Here is a 17,767-nt window from a genome sequence, read left to right on the forward strand (position 1 = left end):
CTCCCTATGGGTTTTGGGCGGGCACGATAGCCCGCCCTGCAAGTTTGGTTAGACGCGTTCCATGTTGTATTCGCCGCGCACGCCGGTGCCGTAACGCTGCAACGCGCCATCGGCCCCCACCGCGTTCGGGCGGTTGAAAATCCAGTTCTGCCAGGCGGTCAGGCGACCGAAGATCCGGGTTTCCATCGTTTCAGGTCCGGCGAAGCGCAGGTTGGCCTCCATGCCGGTCATCGCGTCCGGGCTGAACGAGGCGCGCTCTTCCATGAAGATGCGAATCTCGTCGTCCCAGTCGATGTCGTCGAGGATCATGGTGACAAGGCCCAGTTCGTCGGCCTCTTCGGCTTCCAGAGCCTCACCGATCTTGGCCTTCGCGGCGTCCACGCTTTCCGGCTCGCCGTAAAAGCGGGTTTCCAGACGGGTCAGGTCGTTGCCCATCGGGTAACGGCCGAAGTTGGAGTCCGACAGGGTGATCGTGGCGATCGGGCGGTTGTCGCCCTCGAACTCGTCTTCCATCATGTAGGACCGGTCGACGGCGAACAGGATTTCGGCCAGCACACCCGCGTAGCAGGAGCCATGCTCGACTAGAGCGGTCAGCGAGCGCGAGGTCACGTCGATCCGCTTGAGCACGCGCTTCCAGAACATCAGGATTTCGTTGGCGAGCCAGTTGTCGTCATTGGCCAGAAGTAGGTCTTCGTGCGCCTTCACCTGCTCCGGATCGCCCTGCGTGCGGAACACCCAAAGGCCAAGCTCCATCTCGTTGAGCCGCAGGTGCATGATCGCGTCGTCCAGCTCGCGGGCGAGCTTGAGCATGTAGCCCTGATCGCCAGCGGCCACCACGTCGTCGATGGATGCGGGCGCGTCCGCGTCGGGGCCCGAAATGGTGATGGTCGCCTTGCGCCCGTCACGGTCGATCTCGACCTCGACGAGGTCGTAGTGCACGCCTTTGTCGTCGATGGTGCGATTGAGCGGGCCGAGCGCGATGCCTTTGTCCGCGACCGGCTTGGTCGAGGCGGCGGCGAATTCGCGGGCGCGTTCGTCAACGGTTTCATCGAACTTGGAGTTCGGAACGACCTCGTCCACCAGACGCCAGTCTTTCGCGCGCTTGCCCTTCACGCCCTCTTCGATCGAGCAGAAGATGTCGGCGCGGTCACGGCGCACCTTGCGCTTGTCGGTGACGCGGGTAAGGCCACCCGTGCCCGGCAGAACGGCCAGAAGCGGAACCTCGGGAAGCGCGACCGACGAAGTCGAGTCGTCCGTCAGCATGATGTAGTTGCAGGCGAGCGCCAGTTCGTAGCCGCCCCCGGCGCAAGCGCCCTTGACCGCCGCGATCCATTTCTGACCCGAGTCCGCCTCGGCGGCCTCGAAGGTGTTGCGCGTTTCGTTGGTGAACTTGCAGAAGTTGACCTTGTGGCTGTGGGCAGCACCGCCAAGCATCCGGATGTTCGCACCGGCGCAGAACACCTTGTCCTTGGCCGACTTCATCACGACGGTTTTCACCTCGGGGTGCTCGAAGCGCATACGCTGAACCACGTCCGACAGCTCGATATCGACGCCGAGGTCGTAGGAGTTCAGCTTGAGCTGATAGCCGTCGAAGAGGCCCGCGTTTTCGTCGACGTCCATGTAAACGGTCGCGACGGGGCCGTCGTATTCCACCTTCCAGTGGCGGTACTTTGACGGGTCGGTTTGGAAGTCGATCACCTTGCTCATTGGCCCGGTCTCCTTGTTCGCGTTGGTAGCAATATAGTGCGTGGCTGAGATCAAGTCTACACCATGATGCACTATAGTGCTTAACTTTCTTTCTTTTAATTTCAGTTATTTACAACACAGTGCATCAGCTTCATGCCGTATTTTGCACTATATTGCATCATTACTCAGGCGCGATTCGAGCGCCTGTGCCTCGCCGCGCGCCCAATCGACTCGCGCCCCCTGCCCGGCACGGGCGAGGTGGTCACGGGCGATGGTCAGGATACGGGCCGCGGCGCGGGGCTGACCCATCACGCGCTTCAAGTTCCCGTTGGCAAGCTGGATCGCGGCCTGCAACAGCGCCTTGTGTTCCGAGTTCGGCGCGGCCTCCATCCAGACAGGCTCCCACGCCTCATGCGCTTCCCAGAAGTAGCCCGCGCGATACTGCGCGAGCCCTTCGTCCCACCCGGGCGCGATGGAGCCTTCCGGCGGGCGGGCGTTCTGCCCCGGTATATGGGGCGCGGGCGTCATACGCCCTCGGGCTCCGCCGCTTCCATGGTGTCGAGGTGCTCGCAGAACTCCACGATGGCCGCCAGCGTCTCTTCCGGTTTTTCGAGGTGCGGCGCGTGTTTGGCACCTTCGATGATCGCCACGTCCGCGGGCGAATAGGTCCGCGTCTCGATCTCTTCGATCTGGGCGAGCGTGCCGTATTGATCGTCGCGCCCCTGAATGGCGAGACAGGGAATGCGCCAGTAGTCGATGACCTCGGCCACGTTCCATTCCTTGAATCCGGGGGCGAGCCAGCTGTCGTTCCAACCCCGGAACGTGTTGCCCGGGTCGCGGTGATAGCGGGCCATCTTTTCCTTCAGCCCGCCCGCTTCGTAGGCCTCACCCGCCTTGGCGATCTCGGCCAGCCCCATCTCTTCGGTGAAGAAATGCGGCGCGATCAGGATCAGGCCGCGCACCCGCACGTCCGACACCCGGCCCGCATATTCGGCCGCGATGGTCGCGCCATCGGAATGACCCAAAAGCACGTAGCCCTGCGCCCCGATGGCGTCGAGCACGTCCGGCAGCACATCCACCGCTTCCCGCGTCATGTAGTCCAGCGGGCGCGGCAGATCGGCAAGATCCGACTGGCCGTAGCCCGCGCGCGAAAACACGAAAACCGGATGCCCGGTCGCCTGCGCGATGTTCGCGGGCACGTCACGCCACAGCGCGGTGCATCCCAGCCCCTCGTGCAGCATCACGATCACCGGCTTGTCGCCCGGCTGCGGGCCATGGCAGGCATATTCCAGCCGCTTGCCGCCCGCGTTCAGAAATCCGCTCTCGACCCAATCAATCATCAGTGCGCATCCCTCAGCTTGAAACGCTGGATTTTGCCAGTCGCGGTCTTGGGCAGTTCATCGACCACCTCGATCCAGCGCGGGTATTTCCACATGCCGATCTTCTCTTTCACGAAGTCCTTGATCGCCTCCGGCGTCGGCGCCTCGACGCCCTCTTTGAGGACGATGTAGGCCGCTGGCTTCACGAGGTCTTTCTCGTCCTCCCGCGCCACGACGGCGGCTTCGAGGACGCAGGGATGGTCGATCAGCGCCTGTTCCACCTCGAAGGGCGAGACCCAGATGCCGGAAACCTTGAACATGTCATCGGTGCGCCCGCAGTAGACGAAGCGCCCTTCGGGCGTGCGTTCGTATTTGTCGCCCGTCCGGGTCCAATGGCCCTGAAACGTGTCCATCGACTTGAAACGGCGGTTCCAATAGCCCTCGGCGCTGGACGGGCCGCGCACAAGCAGCTCGCCCACGTCGCCTTCGGCCACGTCTTCGTCATGCTCGTCGACCAGCCGGACTTCGTATCCCGGCACGGCCTTGCCCGACGTGCCATAGACGATGTCGCCGGGGCGGTTGGACAGGAAGATGTGGAGCATTTCGGTCGAGCCGACACCATCCACGATCTCGGCCTTCCAAAGCCGCTGCCAACGCTCGCCGATCTCGCGCGGCAGCGCCTCGCCCGCCGAGGTGCAGATGCGCACCGAATGGACCGGATCGGTCCCCGCCTTTTCCTGCGCCGCGACCATGGCCGCATAAAGCGTGGGGACCGCGCAGAACACGGTCGGCTTTTCGTCGGCCAGCAGCGCAGACACCCCATCCGGCGTGGGCCGTCCGCCCATCAGCACCGTCGTCGCCCCGACGGACATGGGGAAGGACATGGCGTTGCCCAGGCCATAGGCGAAGAACATCTTCGCGACCGAAAACACCGTGTCATCCTCGCGGATGCCCAGCACCTGCGCACCGAAGGTGTCGCAGGTCGCCTTGAGCGAGCCGTGAACGTGGCGCACGCCCTTGGGCGTGCCCGTCGACCCGGAGGAATAGAGCCAGAAGGCCAGTTCGTCCGCTGACGCCTCGCAGGTTTCCTCGATCTCGGCTCCGGCCACGAAATCCGTGTAGCTTTCCGTGCCTTCGGGCGCGTCGCCGATCACGACGACGGTGCGCAGGTAGCGGTTTCCGTCCACCGCCGGCTTCACCGTCTCCCAAAGTTGCTCGGACACCACGAGGATCGAGGCGCGGCTGTCGTTCAGGATCGCTTCGTAAACGCTGGCGGACAGCAGGGTGTTCAGCGGAACCGGGATCGCCCCCGCCTTGAGCGAGCCCCAGAAGACGACCGGAAATTCGATCTGGTCGCGCACGATCATCGCGACGCGTTCCTCGCGGCGCACCCCGTGTTTGTGAAGCGCACCGGCCCAGCGCCCGGCCTGTTCGTGCAGGTCGCCATAGGTCAGCGTGCGGTGCTCGCCGTCCGCCTCGCGAAACGCGGGCTTCTCCGCGCGGCCTTCGTCAATGTGCCGGTCCACGAAATAGACCGCGGCATTCTCGTTCGTCATGTGATCCTCCCAGTCAGGCGCCTCCCGCGCCCGGAACGGTTATTTCCCTGTGAATTCAATGGCGCCTTCGGGGAGCAGGTAGAGCACGTAGGCATCCCCACCCGTAACCGTCGGGTGATGATCGGACCCCGGCGGGTAGACATACCAACCGGGTTCGAAATCATCGAACTTCGGCGCCCCTTCAAGCGGCATGACCGCCCCGATTTCGCCCGTGGTGTGGACGTGATGCGGGCCTTTGACGTCCTTCATGCGCACCACGTCGACCGAAAAGCTGCCGGCGGCCCCGCCGGGCTTGATCGGTCGCCCGAACTTGATCCCGCCCGCTTCGCGCTGAACAAGCCAGCCCTCGGCCTCGCCTTGCGCGCAAAGCTCGCCCAAGCGTTTGAATTCGGGGCTGTCTCTCGGATACTCGCGATTCAGAAACGCGGCCATGTCGTCATCGAGCGGCACACCTTCGAGCCGCGCCGCGATGCCACCGATCAGCATGGAAAACTCTTCTGCGGACATCGATTCCTCCTGTCGCTGCGCCGTGAGTCGTTTGTGCAGTATTTTGCACAATTGCCCGCGCAGTTCAACAGGTTTGGCGACGAGGTGCACTTTACTGCATAGCGCAGGGCACGCCGGTCTGGGCCGCGGATTGCGTCAGGCCGCCGTCATTTCCGCAAGGTCGGCTTCGGTCCGGGCCGACTGCCGCGCGACGAGTGCGGCGACGCGGCGGATGCGCTCCGGGTCCGGGTGATGATCGGCCTTGGCCGCCATCTGCGCCCAGAGCGCCTGTTCCAGAACGCGGGCGGTCAGGCGGATGAACGGCGTCGCGATCTGACCCGGATCGACGCCGGTTTCCAGATGCGCGCGCGCCGCTTCCCATGCCGCCACGGCCCGGTCGAGTGCGGGGCCGCCGTCGATGCCTTTCAGGAAGTCCACGAAAGCATTCATCGCCGCGCCGTTTTCTAGCCGGAGCAGACGGGCCGCGACGCCCATCGCATGAATGCCCGAGGCGCCCTCGTAGATCGCGGCGATACGCAGGTCGCGGTAGGTCTGTTCGATGCGGTATTCCTGAAGGTAGCCGTAGCCGCCCAGCACCTGCATCCCCGTCTCGGCGGCGCGCAACCCCTGCTCGGACGCATACCACTTGATGACATGGGTCAGAAGTTCGAGGAGCCACGGGTTGTCACCCGATTCCAGCGTCACCAGCGCCAGATGCGTCATCGCGCGCGCGCCCATCGCGATCGCGTCGATCTCGTCCAGCATCCGGCGCACGTCGCCATGCTTGTCGATCGTCACGGGACCATCCGGCCCCCGGCCCTGCACGCGCTCGGCAGCATAGCTCGACGCGATGTCATAGGCGCGGGCGGAATGGGCCACGCCCTGCAAGGCCACGTCCACGCGCGCGTGGTTCATGATCTCGAACATGGCGCGCAGCCCCTGCCCTTCGGCCCCGATGAGCTCCGCCTCGGCCCCGTCGAAGGCAAGCTGACAGGTGGGTTGCAGGTGCAGACCCATCTTTTCCTCGATCCGCGTGACGTTGACCGCATTGCGGCTGCCGTCGGCGCGATCCGACAGGCAAGCGAACAGCGACAGGCCCTTCACCCCGCTGTCCATCTCGCCGGTGCGGGCGAGGACCATGTGCAGCACGCCCTTGGACATATCCTGATCGCCGCCGGAGATGAAAATCTTCTCGCCGGTGATCCGCCAGACGTCGCCATCCTGCACCGCGCGGGTGCGGATGCGGCCAAGGTCCGACCCCGCTCCGGGTTCGGTCAGGGCCATCGTGCCGAGATAATCGCCGGAGGCGAGCAGCGGCAGGTACTTGGCCTTCTGCGCGTCGGTGCCGAAATTCTGGAAGACCCGGTTGTGGCCCACGGCAAGCGAGACGAGCATCTGGAACGCGTGGTTCGCGCCCATGAGAATCTCGTGGATCACGCCGCCGGTCACGCCGTCCACGCCCATGCCGCCATGTTCCTCGGGCAGCATGAGACCGGGCCAGCCGCCCTCGACATACTGCGTGAACATCGCCTTCACCGCGTCCGGCAGAACAACCCGGCCATCGACCAGCTTCGCCCCGATCTTGTCCCCGATCTCATCCGTCGGTGCGATCACCTCTTCCGCGAACGAGGCGAAGTGCTGCGCGATCTCGCGCGACATTTCGGGGTCGTAGTCCGCGACCCGGTCGGCCCCGACCACGTGGTTCAGGATGAAGAAAATGTCGTCAAGCGGCGCGGCGAAGGGTTTCATGGCAAGCCTCAGATGGTGATTGTCGCAGGGTCGGCGTCGTCGTAGAGCCGCTTGAGAAGCGCGTCCCGACGGTCCAGAACCTTGCGGTAGTTGAGGTTGCCCTTGGCCGTCATCTCGCCCTCGCCCATGTTGGGCGGCTCTTCCAGAACGATAGCGCGACCCACGCGCGAGGACGAGCCGGACACTTCGCCCGCACGCACCGCCAAACGGCGGCGGATGTCAGATTGCAGCGCCGCGTTGATGAGCGCGCCGTTGTCGGAATCGAACGAATAGCCTTCCTTTTCCAACTCCGCGACGTTCGGGAAGATCATGATTCCGATCTCGTTCTTGTCCGCGCCCGTGATGACGATGTCCTGCGCGAGCGGCCCGATACAGGCGAGCATGTCGAGCCGAAGCTGGCCCGCGCGCACCCATGTGCCGGTGAGGAGCTTGAAGTCCTCCGAGATGCGCCCGTCGAATTGCAGGCCCAGATCGTAGTTATCGGGGTTCACGAATTTCATCGCGTCGCCGGTGAGGAAGAAGCCCTCGTCGTCGAAGGCCTCGGCGGTCTTTTCCAGGTTGTCGAGATAGCCGGTGAAGATCGACGGGCCTTTGACGCGAACCTCGCAGCGCATGTCGTCGTCGGGGATCAGCTTCACCTCCACCCCCGGCAGCGGCACGCCGACGATGCCGGAACGGTCGGTCGGTTCATGTTGCAGGAGCGCGGCGGGCGCGGTTTCGGTCAGACCCCAGGACGAGTTCATCAGAGGCAGGTCACCGCGCACCTCATGCGCCGCGTCCTCGATCCCCTTCCAGACGTCCTGCGGGAGCGAAGCCCCGGCATAGAAGATCATGTCGAGTTCGGCGAAGTAGCTTTGCTTGAGCGCCTCGTCGGTCTTCATCGCCTTGACCAGCCCCGCGAAGCCCACGGGCACGTTGAAGCTGATCGTGGGCGAGACGAGTTTCAGGTTTTCGACGGTGCGCGAGATCAACGCGGGCGTCGGCTTGCCGTCGTCGACATAAAGCGTGCCGCCGTTGGCGAGGATCATGTTGAAGTTGTGCGATCCGCCGAAGACGTGATTCCACGGCAGCCAATCCACCAGAACGGGCGGACGCGCGGCGAGGAACGGCAGCGCGGCGGCGAGTTGCGCCTGATTGGTGGTCATCATCCGGTTGGTCGTCGGCACGCCCTTGGGGGCCGAGGTGGAGCCGGAGGTGAGGAGGATCTTGCCCACCGTATCAGGGCCAGTCGCGGCGAAAGCGGCATCCACATCGACGCTCGAGTCGCCTTTGACGAGGTCCGCGAAGGGCGTGACCTTGGTGTGCTGGCCGGGGTTCGAAGCGACCACTTCGATGTCGTCGAAGATGTCGAGCGCCAGCGCCTCGCCATACTGGTCGGCGTCCACCGTGTAGGCCATGCGCGGCTTGGTCATTTCGACCGCGTGGCGCAGACGACCGTGAGCGCCGTGGATCAGCGCATATTGTTCTGCCACCGGCACGATCGGCACGCCGACATACTGCCCGGCAAGCGCGAGAAGGCCGTGGTCGACGCCGTTGCCGGAGATCACGATCACGGGCGTGTCCGCGTTCATCCCGCGCGCAAGCAGGCTGGCTGCGATGCCACGGACCTGTTCCAGCGCCTCGGCATAGCTCACCTCACGCCAGCCCGCGCCATAGCGTTCGGCAAGGAAGGTGCGGTCGGGCGCGGCGTCGGCCCAATGGTGGAGCCAGTCGCCGGTGCGGTCCACGACGGGGCCGAGCGGGTCGGCGGCGCGGTAGATCATCGTGCCATCGGGGCGTGTTTCGACGGTTGTGGAATGCGGTTTGTACTTAGACATGGGTCAGCTCCTCCCTGTCCCGGTGGCTTCGATCTTGGCCAGCGCGCCGAGCAGTTGCGCGCGGTCGTCGCCGGTCAGCCCGGCATAAAGACTGGTTTCGTGGGCATGGACCGCCTCGGTCGCCTGTGCGAGCAGCCGGGCCCCCGCCGTCGTCAGGCGCAGCGCGTAGGTGCGGCGGTCGGACGGCACGCGTTCGCGCGAGATCAGACCGCGCCGGGTGAGTTCGTCGGTCACGGCGACGAGGTTCGGGCGCTCGACCGACAGGGCGGCGGCGAGTTGCGCCTGACTGAGGCCCGGATTGTCCCCGATGACGACCAGCGCGGAAAACGTGATCATCCGCAGACCCAACGGGTCGAGCGTGGCGCCAAGGTCGGCGTGGATCACGTTCCACGCGCGGCGCAGGTTGAAGCCAAGGAACGGGCGCAGGGCCGCATCCGTCACCTTCTTGGCCGTGTCGGTCTCCTCCCCTCCCGACATGGCGCTACCTGAAACTCGGGTCGCGTTTCTGAAGGAAGGCCTGCAACCCCTCGATCGCATGTGGGCTGGTCTGGGTCAGTGCCGCGCAGAGGCTTTCGGTAAAGAGACCGTCGGCTTTGGACATATCCTCGATCCGCGACAGCGCCTGAATCATCACGTAGTTCGACAGGGGCGCATTGTCGGCGATGTTGCGGGCGAGCTTCTGGGCGAGTTCCAGCGCCTCGCCTTCGCCGACCGCGTAGTGGGTGAGGCCAAGCGACAGCCCCTCTTCCGCGCCGTATTTGCGGCCCGTCAGCATCATCTCGATCATCCGGTCGGCCCCGAGGATGCGCCCCACGCGCACGCTCGCCCCGCCGCCGACGAAGATGCCCCGCCGTCCCTCGGGAAGCTGGAAGATGGTGGAAGGCTCGGCGATACGCACATGGGTCGAGGTGGCAAGCTCCAGACCGCCGCCGATCACCGCGCCGAACATGGCCGAAATCACCGGCAGCCCGCCATACTGGATCTTGTCCATGATCGCGTGCCACCCGCGCGAGTGGCGCATTGTGCCCTCGGCGTCGCGCTGTTCGTGCTCGGCAAGGTCGAGACCCGAGCAGAAGTGCCCCTCGGTCCCGGTCAGAACCACCGCCTTCACCCCGGCGGGCGGGTTGGAAAAGAACGCGTCGAGCGCGTTCAGAAGCTGGTCGGACATGGCGTTGCGCTTGCCGGCCCGGTTCATGGTGAGCGTGGCGATGCCGTCGTCGGACACATCCACCAGAAGAATGTCGTCAGCCATGAATACCTCCCTGGTATAATCGTTATGACTTGTATCTATCTTCGCGAGACGGCGCAATGTGCTTGCGCCGTCCGTTTTCGTTTCAGGTGATCAGAAACAGGGTGATCGCCGGAAAGGCGACCAGCAGGGCCACGCGGATCAGATCCGATGTGATGAAGAACATCACGGCCTTGTAGGTCTCGACGATCGGGGTCTGCTTGTCCATCGCGTTGATGATGAACAGGATCATGCCCACCGGCGGGGTGATGAGGCCGGTTTCCACGACGATCAGGACGAGGATGCCGAACCAGATCGCGGTGTATTCCATGCCCAGCGCATTGGCGCGCATCTCGGTCAGGCGGACGCCCAGTTCACCCGAAAGCTGTCGTGGCACTTCCTGCCCCGCCGCCATCAGCGCGTTGATCTGGTCCATCACATCCTGCGCGACCCCCTGCGCGGCCCCGGACGCAATCGCGTCACGGATCATGTCGTGCTGCATCGACACGAAGTCGACCATGCCGAAATCCAGCACCGAGATGATCGGGTAGAAGATCGGAATGGTGAGCAGGATCATGGACAGCGAGTCCATGAGACAGCCCAGAAGCAGGTAGAAGACGAGGATGATCAAGAGCACCGTGTAAGGCGAATAGCCCTGTTCGGCGACCCAGCTCGCCGCCGTCTGCGGCACTTGGCTCACGGCGAGGAAGCCGTTGTAGAAGGCCGCGCCGAGCACGATGAAGAAGATCATCGCGGTCGAGCGTGCGGTCGCCGTGAACGAACCGAGCAGCGATTTCCACGTCAGGCCGCCGTTGAAGAGCGCGATGATCCCAGTGCCGAGCGCACCGACCGCCGCGCCTTCGGTGGGCGTGAACAGCCCGCCGTAGATGCCGCCGACCACGAGGCCGAAGACCAGCAGGACCGGCCAGACGTTGAACACGGCCCGAAACCGCTCGGCCATCGGAACCGGAGGACGGGTGCCCGCCGATTTCGGGAACAGGCGGACATAGATCGAGATGACGATGATGTAGCCGATTGCCGCGAGGATGCCGGGCACGATGGCGGCGGCAAAGAGCTTGGCGATGTTCTGTTCCGCGAGGATGGCATAGATCACCAGCACCACCGACGGCGGGATCAGGATGCCCAGCGTACCGCCCGCCGCCAGCGTGGCGGTCGAGAAGCCGCCGGAATAGCCGTAGCGGCGCAGTTCAGGCAGGGCGACGCGCCCCATCGTGGCAGCGGTCGCAAGCGACGAGCCACAGATCGCGCCGAACCCCGCACAGGCCCCGATGGCGGCCATGGCGACACCGCCGCGCCGGTGACCCAGCCAGCTTTCCGCCGCCTTGAACAACGATTGGCTCATCCCGCCAAGGGTCGCGAAGTGACCCATAAGCAGGAACATCGGCACGATGGACAGCGAGTAGGACGAAAACGTCGTGTAGGTCTCGGTCTTCAGGCGGGCGAGCGCGATGTGCCAGCCGTCGTTGATGATGCCCAGCCCCACGAACCCCGCGAGGAACATGGCAAGCCCGATGGGCACGCGCAGGAAGATGAGCAGGAGGAGCGCCGGGAAGGACCAGAGCCCGATCTCGATATTGGTCATATTTCGCCCCCCTCGACGGCGATGGTCTTGCCCGTCACGGCCTCGGTCACGCGCACGAAGGCGTGCCAGACACCGACGACCGCGCCGACGATGGCCGCGACCATTGAGACGGCGTAGCCCCACCAGACGGGAAATTGCAGGAGCAGCGTGGTCTGCCCCGAATTGAGTTTGCTCATCATGCCGCCCCAAAGCTGGGTCGCGATGATGATGAGGACGACGGCGAAGACGACGTCGATCGCCGCCAGTAGCCAACGATGCGCGGTCTCGCCCAGCGTATTGGTGAAGATGTCGACGGTCGCATGTGCGCCGGTCATGTGCGCGTAGGGCAGAAAGGCGAAGATGCAGAAGGCCATTCCGGCCTCGACAATCTCATAGTCGCCGGTCACGGCCCCAAGGCCGGTTTCGCGGCCAAGGATCGAAACGACGACGAGAATGACGAGAATGCTCAGGACAGCGCCGCCCGCGATCGCAAGTGCTTTCGACAGGCCGAGGAAAAAGCGGTTCATGGGATCCCCTGTTTCAGGTCCGGGTCAGACGAAAACGCGCGGCAGGTTGCCCCGCCGCGCGCATGATGGCTTATTTTGCGCCGTAGGTGTCGATGTTGGCCATGTCGGCGCCGCACTGCTCCATGAGCATCTTGGCTTCGTCGATCAGGGCCTGACCGTTTTCCATACCCGCGATCCATTCGTCGTAGATCGGGTTCACGATCTCATCCCAGGCTTTCGCATCTTCTTCCGAAACGGTGATGATGTTGTTGCCGAGGTCGACGGCGACCTGACGGGCCGGGCCATCGGCGTCGGCTTGGGTGCCACCGGCGAAGACCGAGAAGGCGAGGCCGGAGTTGGCGTCGATCACGGCCTTGTTCTCGTCCGACAGGCCTTCGTAGACGCCCTTGTTCATGGCGAGAACGAAGGTGAGGTTGTAAAGCGCCGGGCCTTCGAATTCGGTGTGGTTGGTCACCAGTTCCGGCACCTTGAGCGCGTAGGTCACTTCCCACGGGATCGTGGTTCCGTCGATCACGCCTTTGGACAGGGCTTCGGACACGGCCGGAACGGGCATCCCGATCGGCTCGGCGCCGACGCGCGTCAGCAGGTCGTTCACGAGGCGCGAACCGCCGCGGATCTTCATGCCTTCGAGGTCGGAGGGCACTTCGACCGGCTCGTTGGTGTGGAACATGCCGGGGCCGTGGACCCAGGTGCCGACGATGTGCAGATCCTTGAACTCGCCGTCCTTCATGTGCGTGTCGAACATTTTCGAGTAGGCACAGGACGCTTCACGGGCATCCGACACCATGAAGGGCAGTTCGAAGACTTCGGTGGTCGGATAGCGGCCGGGGGTGTAACCCACGACGGTCCAGACGACGTCGGCGATGCCGTCGATGGCCTGATCCATCAGTTCCGGCGGGGTGCCGCCCAGCGCCATGGAGGCATAACGCTCGACCTTGATGCGGCCTTCCGAATCCTTCTCGACATTGTCGGCCCAGACATCCAGCACGTCCTTCGGGACGTTGGCTTGCGCGGGCAGGAACTGGTGCAGCTTGAGCGTGACTTCCTGGGCGAACGCACCCCCGGTGGACAGGGCCGTCAGTGCGGCACCGGCGGCGAGCGACGTAAGCAGTTTGCGAGTGGTCATTGATTCTCCTCCCTTGACCGGATGTGGCATTATAATGCCACTATCGCGTGTTGAATGCCATATATTGCCACAGATTTCCACCTGAATCTCGTTCAGGGCTTGTGAAAAAAGGAGCAGGCTTTGGCGTTCAGTTAAAAGGTTATAACTTATAACGATTTTCAGCAATACCTATTTCGGACCGATCCGAGGGCATTCATTGCATTTGCAGCGATAGGGGCATTTTTGTCCGGGGGGTTCAACCACTTTTTCCGACTCACCGGTTGGTGAATCAACGCGCGGCATTCGCCCTGACCCTGTCGCCGGATCGGCAACAATGCACGGCCCGGCCCGCAATTGGCATGGCAAAACGCCGCGAAACCCTTATCATACAAGCGTTTCGTTGACTTTTTGCCCGTTTGTGGGACAGTCCCGCGCGGGGGCGCAGATGCAAGGGGTGCAGCTGCCATGTTCGATCCTAACCCGGTTTCGCACCGGGCAGCCCTCGTCCACGTCCGCGTGACCCGTCGACGCTCGGCTCGTCTGCCCTGTCATGGCGTGGCGACCACGAGAAAGGTCTGATCGGATGCAGGTGGACATCATTCGACCGGATGAGCTCGATGCCGGGATGATCGCCGTCTGGCGGGGCTTTCAGGCCGCGGACCGGGATCTGCAAAGCCCGTTCTTCACGCCTGATTTCTGCCGGATCGTCGGCACTGTGCGCCCCAAGGACACGCGCGTTGCGGTGCTGCACGATCAGGGTGCGATTCAGGGCTTCTTCGCCTTCCACAAACAGCGGTTCGGGCGGCTCGCGCCGCTGGCGGGCCAGATCTCGGATTATCATGGGGTCGTCGCAGCGCCGGGAACGCGCCCGGACATGGGCTTGGTTCTGAAGGCGGCGGGGGCCAAGGCCTATGACTTCAACCATGCGCCGCGCTCGCAAAGCGCCTTCGCGGACCATGCCTTCCGCGAAACGACATCGCCCTATATCGATCTGTCAGGGGGCTTCGAAGCCTGGGCCGACGCGCGCAGATCGAACAACCGGTCGTTTCGCGACCTCGGTCGGCGCAGCCGCAAGCTGGAACGCGATCATGGCGTGATCACCTTCGTCGCCAACGACAGGTCCGACCGGGCATGGCAAAGCTTCCTCGACTGGAAGCGCGCGTCCCTCGCCGCGATGGGCGTCAAATTCATCCTCGATGCGGGATGGGCGCGCGACGTGGCCGAGGCGATCCGGGCCACCGACACGCCGGAATTCGCGGGTCAGACATCGGCGCTTTATGCGGGCGACACCTGTGTCGCGGTGCATTTCGGGATGCGCAGCACGCAAACGCTGCACTGGTGGTTCCCGTCCTATGACGAGGAATACCGCAAGACCTCGCCCGGATTGATCCTGATCCTCGAAACGCTCAAGCAGATGGAAGCCGAAGGGCGGCGGGAACTGGATTTCGGTCGCGGCGACCAGCGATACAAGACCGATTTCATGACGCACGAACGGGCGCTGGTCGAGGGGTCGATGGAGCGACCCGTCAGCCTGATCGGCGCGCCGCGACGCCTGCGCAAACAGCTTCAGGTCATGGCGGACCGCCTGCCCTCGCCCAAGGTGCCTGAATTCACGCGGCGTGCAGGTGACCGGATACTTGCGGCGGGGCGGATCTTTTAGCGCCCAGACCGGGGCGCGTCGCGCGACGACCGCACGCAAGCCTATGCAATCGCATCGAAACGCGGCCATATTCCTGCCAGCATTGGTTTCTAATTAGAGACTGGGCAGAAACGAAGACCGCGAAATGAGTGCATTGAAACTCTGCGTGATCCTGAAAGCAGGCGTCGCCGGACCCGGCGAACGCCGGTTTCTGCGTGCCGTGGGCGAGGATGCGCGGTTCGATCTGGCCGTGGTCACCGCCTGCCCTGCCCCCGAACCCGGCCTTCCCACGATCTGGCGCGGTTGGATCGCTGCCGAGACGCGGCTGTTCCCCGCGCCCGACGACCTGCCGCCGGACGTGCCGCCACTTTGCGATTTCGCGCCCGACCTTGCCGAGGGCTGCGATGTCATCGTCGATTTCTCGATGTCGCGGGCTGCGGAAAACTGCGCCCCGGCCGCTCGGTTCGGTCTGTGGCGGCTATCGACCTATGACGAGGCGAGCGGCCTGACCGAGGCGCGCCTGCGCAGCCCGGTGACCGAAGTCGCGCTGACCTGCCGGACGGAGGAGGGCGAGGCGACGATCGCGACCGCCCGCTTCGACACTAAATTCATGGCCTCGCGCAATGCGGCCTTCGCCCGCGAAAAATCCGTGCTGCTCCTGCTGCGGGAATTGGTGCGGCTGACGCGGGACGGCGCAATGCCGACGCCGGTTCCGGCCCCGGCCACCCTGCCCGCGCCGCACGGTGTGGACCTTGCAGACTACGCCTGCGCCTTGACGTGGGAGCTTGCCATGCGCGTGGTGCGCCGGATTGAGGCCAAACGCGGCAAGCGCCCCGGCATGTTCTTTCTGCGCCTGTCGCACGGGCCGCTGGCGGGGATCGATCCGACCTCGGGCGTCGATCTGATGCCTCCGGGGAACACCTATTGGGCCGACCCGTTCCTGCTGGAGCACGATGGCGTCACCTATCTCTTCTACGAAGATTTCGACTACGCCACCCACCACGGGCACCTGTCGGTCGGGCGGCTCGACGGAATGCGGATGGACCCCATCGGTCCGGTCATGCAGATGCCGCATCACCTGTCGTTTCCCTACGTCTTTCGCTGGAAAGGCGCGGTCTGGATGATCCCGGAAACGCATCAGGCGAAGCGGATCGAGCTATGGCGCGCGACCGACTTTCCGCTGGGGTGGGAGCGTGCGGCGGTCGGTTTCGAGGGTGTCGAGGCCTCGGACACGGTCGTGTTCGAGCACGCCGGCCAATGGTGGCTGGCCACGAACATCGCCAACGACAGTTTCGGCGATTTCGGAAGCGAACTGCACCTGTTCACCATCGACGATCCGATGATGACGAACCCGCAGCCCCATCCGCTGAATCCGGTGGTGCTCGATGCGACGACCGCACGCAACGGGGGACGCATCTTCGCCGAGAACGGGCGGCTTTATCGTGCCAGTCAGGACAACTCCAACGGCGTTTACGGCTATGGGCTGAACCTGATGGAGATCACCGAACTGTCGATGACGGGCTATGGTGAGCGTCGGGTGCGCCATATCACGCCCGATGCCATGCCGGGGATCATGGGTATGCATCACATGGATGCTGGCGGAGGCTATACGGTGATGGACCTGCGCCGTTCGTTCACCGGGCAACACACCTCAGGGCGTGGGAAGGACCAGCACGCGACGGCGCAGGAAGATGGCCATGAGGATGAGCCAGGCGACCGAGATCTTTACCAGCGTCAGGCCCAGTCCAACTTCTGACCCGACCGAGCCCCACAGGCTGCTCGACCAATGCACCGCGACATAGGTGAGCGCCGCGAGCGCCGCCCCCGGCAAGAACGTCATCACCATGTCGCGCAGCGGAATTTCCAGCGCCTTCGCGGTGGCCGCGAGCGATGCCGCGCCGACCACGACGCTGGCCGCGAGATGGCAGTAGGCCGCAGCTTCCGGCCCGAAACGCCCGAACGCCAGAAGGGCCACGATCAGCGTGACAGCCCCCGCGCTGCGGATCTTGAGCTGTCGGCCCGCGTTGCCGGTGGTCAGCATCGTCGGCTCGAGCAGGTTGGCGAAAAACTCGATCGACTTCGAAACCGCGAGGATCGAGACGATGGAGGCCGCGGGCAGCCACGTGTCATCGAGGATCGTCACCACCAGAAGCGGGGCCAGCAACGCGACGGCCATCGACATCGGCCACATGAGCGCGGCGGCGAGCGACATATTCTCGATCCAGGCGCGGCGCAGCGCCGGAATGCCCGCACCCTCTTTCTCGATCCGGGTGAACTTGGACCACGACAGCAGGCCGAGGGGTTGCATGACGAGGTCGGCGGCGGTCATCGCGATGCGAGCCCCGCCCCGGTACGCCCCGACAACGGCGGGCGATGCCAGCGCGCCGAGGATCAGGTCGGCCCCGTAATTCGACAGAAGCGCGACGCTGGTGGTCCCCCAGAGCGGCCCGGCCGTCTCACGCGAGGCTCTGAGCGCGTCGAGGCGGAATTCGAACCGGGGAAGCCGGCGCACGAGCAGGCCGGTCTGCAAAAGACCGAACGCCACGGCTACCACGCGCGAGGTGACGAGCGCGAAGACACCCCACCCCATCGACAACAGAACGATCACGGTGAGCAGCGCAAAGCTTTCGTAGATCAGGACATACAGGCTTGCGGCCCGGACACGCGCGTCGCGCACCAACTGCGCCTCCCACCACGCCGCAGGGACGTTGACGAAGGGCAAGGGGGCGAGCGTCAGGATCACCCGGCCCTCGGTCGTGGCGAGTCCGCCCATCGTCAGACCGATCCCGGTGATGACGAAGGAGCCCAGCGCGCCGACGCCCAGCATGGCCCAGAAGAGGGTGTGCCGGTCGCGCTCGATATCCTGCGAACGCAGGAGCGCCTGATAGAACCCGGTGAAAACGAAGGTGGTCGCGATGACCGTCAACGCCCAACCGAATGCGTAGGTGCCGAACCCGTCGAGGTCGATGAACTTCGACGCGATAGCGACGGTCGCGAAGGCGATGGCCTGCCCGATGACGCGCGACGCGACGCCGACGACATAGGGGGCCGCAAGGCGCTTCAGCATCGCCGG

At 64.5% G+C, this 17,767-nt stretch carries 15 protein-coding genes; 2 read left to right on the top strand and 13 right to left on the bottom strand.

All coding sequences use genetic code 11. The annotated features are described in order from the left end of the window. Positions 1–48 precede the first annotated feature (48 nt). From boxC to FCT00_RS15120, 12 genes are all read right to left on the bottom strand, one after another. Positions 49–1,707 (bottom strand): 2,3-epoxybenzoyl-CoA dihydrolase, encoded by a 1,659-nt coding sequence (gene boxC / locus FCT00_RS15065; protein WP_138423653.1) that lies wholly within the window; start codon positions 1,705–1,707, stop codon positions 49–51. Positions 1,708–1,854: 147 nt separating this feature from the next. After that, positions 1,855–2,214, bottom strand: a complete 360-nt coding sequence (locus FCT00_RS15070) for a DUF309 domain-containing protein (protein WP_138423654.1) — start codon at positions 2,212–2,214, stop codon at positions 1,855–1,857. Continuing rightward, the gene (locus tag FCT00_RS15075) at positions 2,211–3,026 is read right to left on the bottom strand and encodes an alpha/beta fold hydrolase (protein ID WP_138423655.1); all 816 of its coding nucleotides are present in this window, start codon (positions 3,024–3,026) and stop codon (positions 2,211–2,213) included. Before FCT00_RS15075 ends, FCT00_RS15070 begins: the two co-directional genes overlap by 4 nt. Then, on the bottom strand, positions 3,026–4,561 hold the full coding sequence (locus FCT00_RS15080; RefSeq protein WP_138423656.1) for a benzoate-CoA ligase family protein: 1,536 nt from the start codon (positions 4,559–4,561) through the stop codon (positions 3,026–3,028). The genes FCT00_RS15075 and FCT00_RS15080 overlap by 1 nt, the downstream gene beginning before the upstream one ends. Positions 4,562–4,600: 39 nt before the next feature. Next, complete coding sequence (locus tag FCT00_RS15085; protein ID WP_138423657.1) at positions 4,601–5,068, bottom strand: 4-hydroxylaminobenzoate lyase; 468 nt, start codon at positions 5,066–5,068, stop codon at positions 4,601–4,603. A 135-nt stretch (positions 5,069–5,203) separates the two neighbouring features. Beyond that, entirely contained in the window at positions 5,204–6,796 is a 1,593-nt protein-coding gene (locus FCT00_RS15090) for an acyl-CoA dehydrogenase family protein (RefSeq protein WP_138423658.1), read from the bottom strand. 8 nt (positions 6,797–6,804) lie between these two features. Continuing rightward, the gene (locus FCT00_RS15095; protein WP_171043005.1) at positions 6,805–8,613 is read right to left on the bottom strand and encodes a feruloyl-CoA synthase; all 1,809 of its coding nucleotides are present in this window, start codon (positions 8,611–8,613) and stop codon (positions 6,805–6,807) included. A gap of 3 nt (positions 8,614–8,616) precedes the next feature. After that, complete coding sequence (locus FCT00_RS15100; RefSeq protein WP_138423659.1) at positions 8,617–9,090, bottom strand: MarR family winged helix-turn-helix transcriptional regulator; 474 nt, start codon at positions 9,088–9,090, stop codon at positions 8,617–8,619. Positions 9,091–9,094: 4 nt separating this feature from the next. After that, a complete protein-coding gene (locus FCT00_RS15105; protein WP_008330763.1) occupies positions 9,095–9,865 on the bottom strand; it encodes a crotonase/enoyl-CoA hydratase family protein in 771 nt (256 codons plus the stop codon). An 82-nt stretch (positions 9,866–9,947) separates the two neighbouring features. Further along, entirely contained in the window at positions 9,948–11,444 is a 1,497-nt protein-coding gene (locus tag FCT00_RS15110) for a TRAP transporter large permease (RefSeq protein WP_008330764.1), read from the bottom strand. Continuing rightward, a complete protein-coding gene (locus FCT00_RS15115; protein WP_138423660.1) occupies positions 11,441–11,950 on the bottom strand; it encodes a TRAP transporter small permease in 510 nt (169 codons plus the stop codon). The genes FCT00_RS15110 and FCT00_RS15115 overlap by 4 nt, the downstream gene beginning before the upstream one ends. Before the next feature lie 70 nt (positions 11,951–12,020). Next, complete coding sequence (locus tag FCT00_RS15120; RefSeq protein ID WP_008330766.1) at positions 12,021–13,076, bottom strand: TRAP transporter substrate-binding protein; 1,056 nt, start codon at positions 13,074–13,076, stop codon at positions 12,021–12,023. 562 nt (positions 13,077–13,638) lie between these two features. On the opposite strand from FCT00_RS15120, the gene FCT00_RS15125 reads away from it, so the two are divergent. Together FCT00_RS15125 and FCT00_RS15130 are read left to right on the top strand one after the other, a co-directional pair. After that, complete coding sequence (locus FCT00_RS15125) at positions 13,639–14,715, top strand: GNAT family N-acetyltransferase (protein WP_171043006.1); 1,077 nt, start codon at positions 13,639–13,641, stop codon at positions 14,713–14,715. A gap of 124 nt (positions 14,716–14,839) precedes the next feature. Continuing rightward, a complete protein-coding gene (locus tag FCT00_RS15130) occupies positions 14,840–16,450 on the top strand; it encodes a glucosamine inositolphosphorylceramide transferase family protein (protein ID WP_138423662.1) in 1,611 nt (536 codons plus the stop codon). Here FCT00_RS15130 and FCT00_RS15135 read toward each other — a convergent pair. Further along, positions 16,346–17,761: an oligosaccharide flippase family protein gene (locus FCT00_RS15135; RefSeq protein ID WP_138423663.1), complete on the bottom strand. Its 1,416-nt coding sequence runs from the start codon at positions 17,759–17,761 to the stop codon at positions 16,346–16,348. The genes FCT00_RS15130 and FCT00_RS15135 overlap by 105 nt on opposite strands. Positions 17,762–17,767: the final 6 nt, after the last annotated feature.

The organism is Maritimibacter alexandrii (assembly GCF_005871115.1).
GTDB lineage: Bacteria > Pseudomonadota > Alphaproteobacteria > Rhodobacterales > Rhodobacteraceae > Maritimibacter > Maritimibacter alkaliphilus.

Coding starts and splice junctions, on each gene's coding strand:
- boxC (WP_138423653.1), bottom strand. CDS start 1,707: ATGAGCAAGGTGATCGACTTCCAAACCGACCCGTCAAAGTACCGCCAC.
- FCT00_RS15070 (WP_138423654.1), bottom strand. CDS start 2,214: ATGACGCCCGCGCCCCATATACCGGGGCAGAACGCCCGCCCGCCGGAA.
- FCT00_RS15075 (WP_138423655.1), bottom strand. CDS start 3,026: ATGATTGATTGGGTCGAGAGCGGATTTCTGAACGCGGGCGGCAAGCGG.
- FCT00_RS15080 (WP_138423656.1), bottom strand. CDS start 4,561: ATGACGAACGAGAATGCCGCGGTCTATTTCGTGGACCGGCACATTGAC.
- FCT00_RS15085 (WP_138423657.1), bottom strand. CDS start 5,068: ATGTCCGCAGAAGAGTTTTCCATGCTGATCGGTGGCATCGCGGCGCGG.
- FCT00_RS15090 (WP_138423658.1), bottom strand. CDS start 6,796: ATGAAACCCTTCGCCGCGCCGCTTGACGACATTTTCTTCATCCTGAAC.
- FCT00_RS15095 (WP_171043005.1), bottom strand. CDS start 8,613: ATGTCTAAGTACAAACCGCATTCCACAACCGTCGAAACACGCCCCGAT.
- FCT00_RS15100 (WP_138423659.1), bottom strand. CDS start 9,090: ATGTCGGGAGGGGAGGAGACCGACACGGCCAAGAAGGTGACGGATGCG.
- FCT00_RS15105 (WP_008330763.1), bottom strand. CDS start 9,865: ATGGCTGACGACATTCTTCTGGTGGATGTGTCCGACGACGGCATCGCC.
- FCT00_RS15110 (WP_008330764.1), bottom strand. CDS start 11,444: ATGACCAATATCGAGATCGGGCTCTGGTCCTTCCCGGCGCTCCTCCTG.
- FCT00_RS15115 (WP_138423660.1), bottom strand. CDS start 11,950: ATGAACCGCTTTTTCCTCGGCCTGTCGAAAGCACTTGCGATCGCGGGC.
- FCT00_RS15120 (WP_008330766.1), bottom strand. CDS start 13,076: ATGACCACTCGCAAACTGCTTACGTCGCTCGCCGCCGGTGCCGCACTG.
- FCT00_RS15125 (WP_171043006.1), top strand. CDS start 13,639: ATGCAGGTGGACATCATTCGACCGGATGAGCTCGATGCCGGGATGATC.
- FCT00_RS15130 (WP_138423662.1), top strand. CDS start 14,840: ATGAGTGCATTGAAACTCTGCGTGATCCTGAAAGCAGGCGTCGCCGGA.
- FCT00_RS15135 (WP_138423663.1), bottom strand. CDS start 17,761: ATGCTGAAGCGCCTTGCGGCCCCCTATGTCGTCGGCGTCGCGTCGCGC.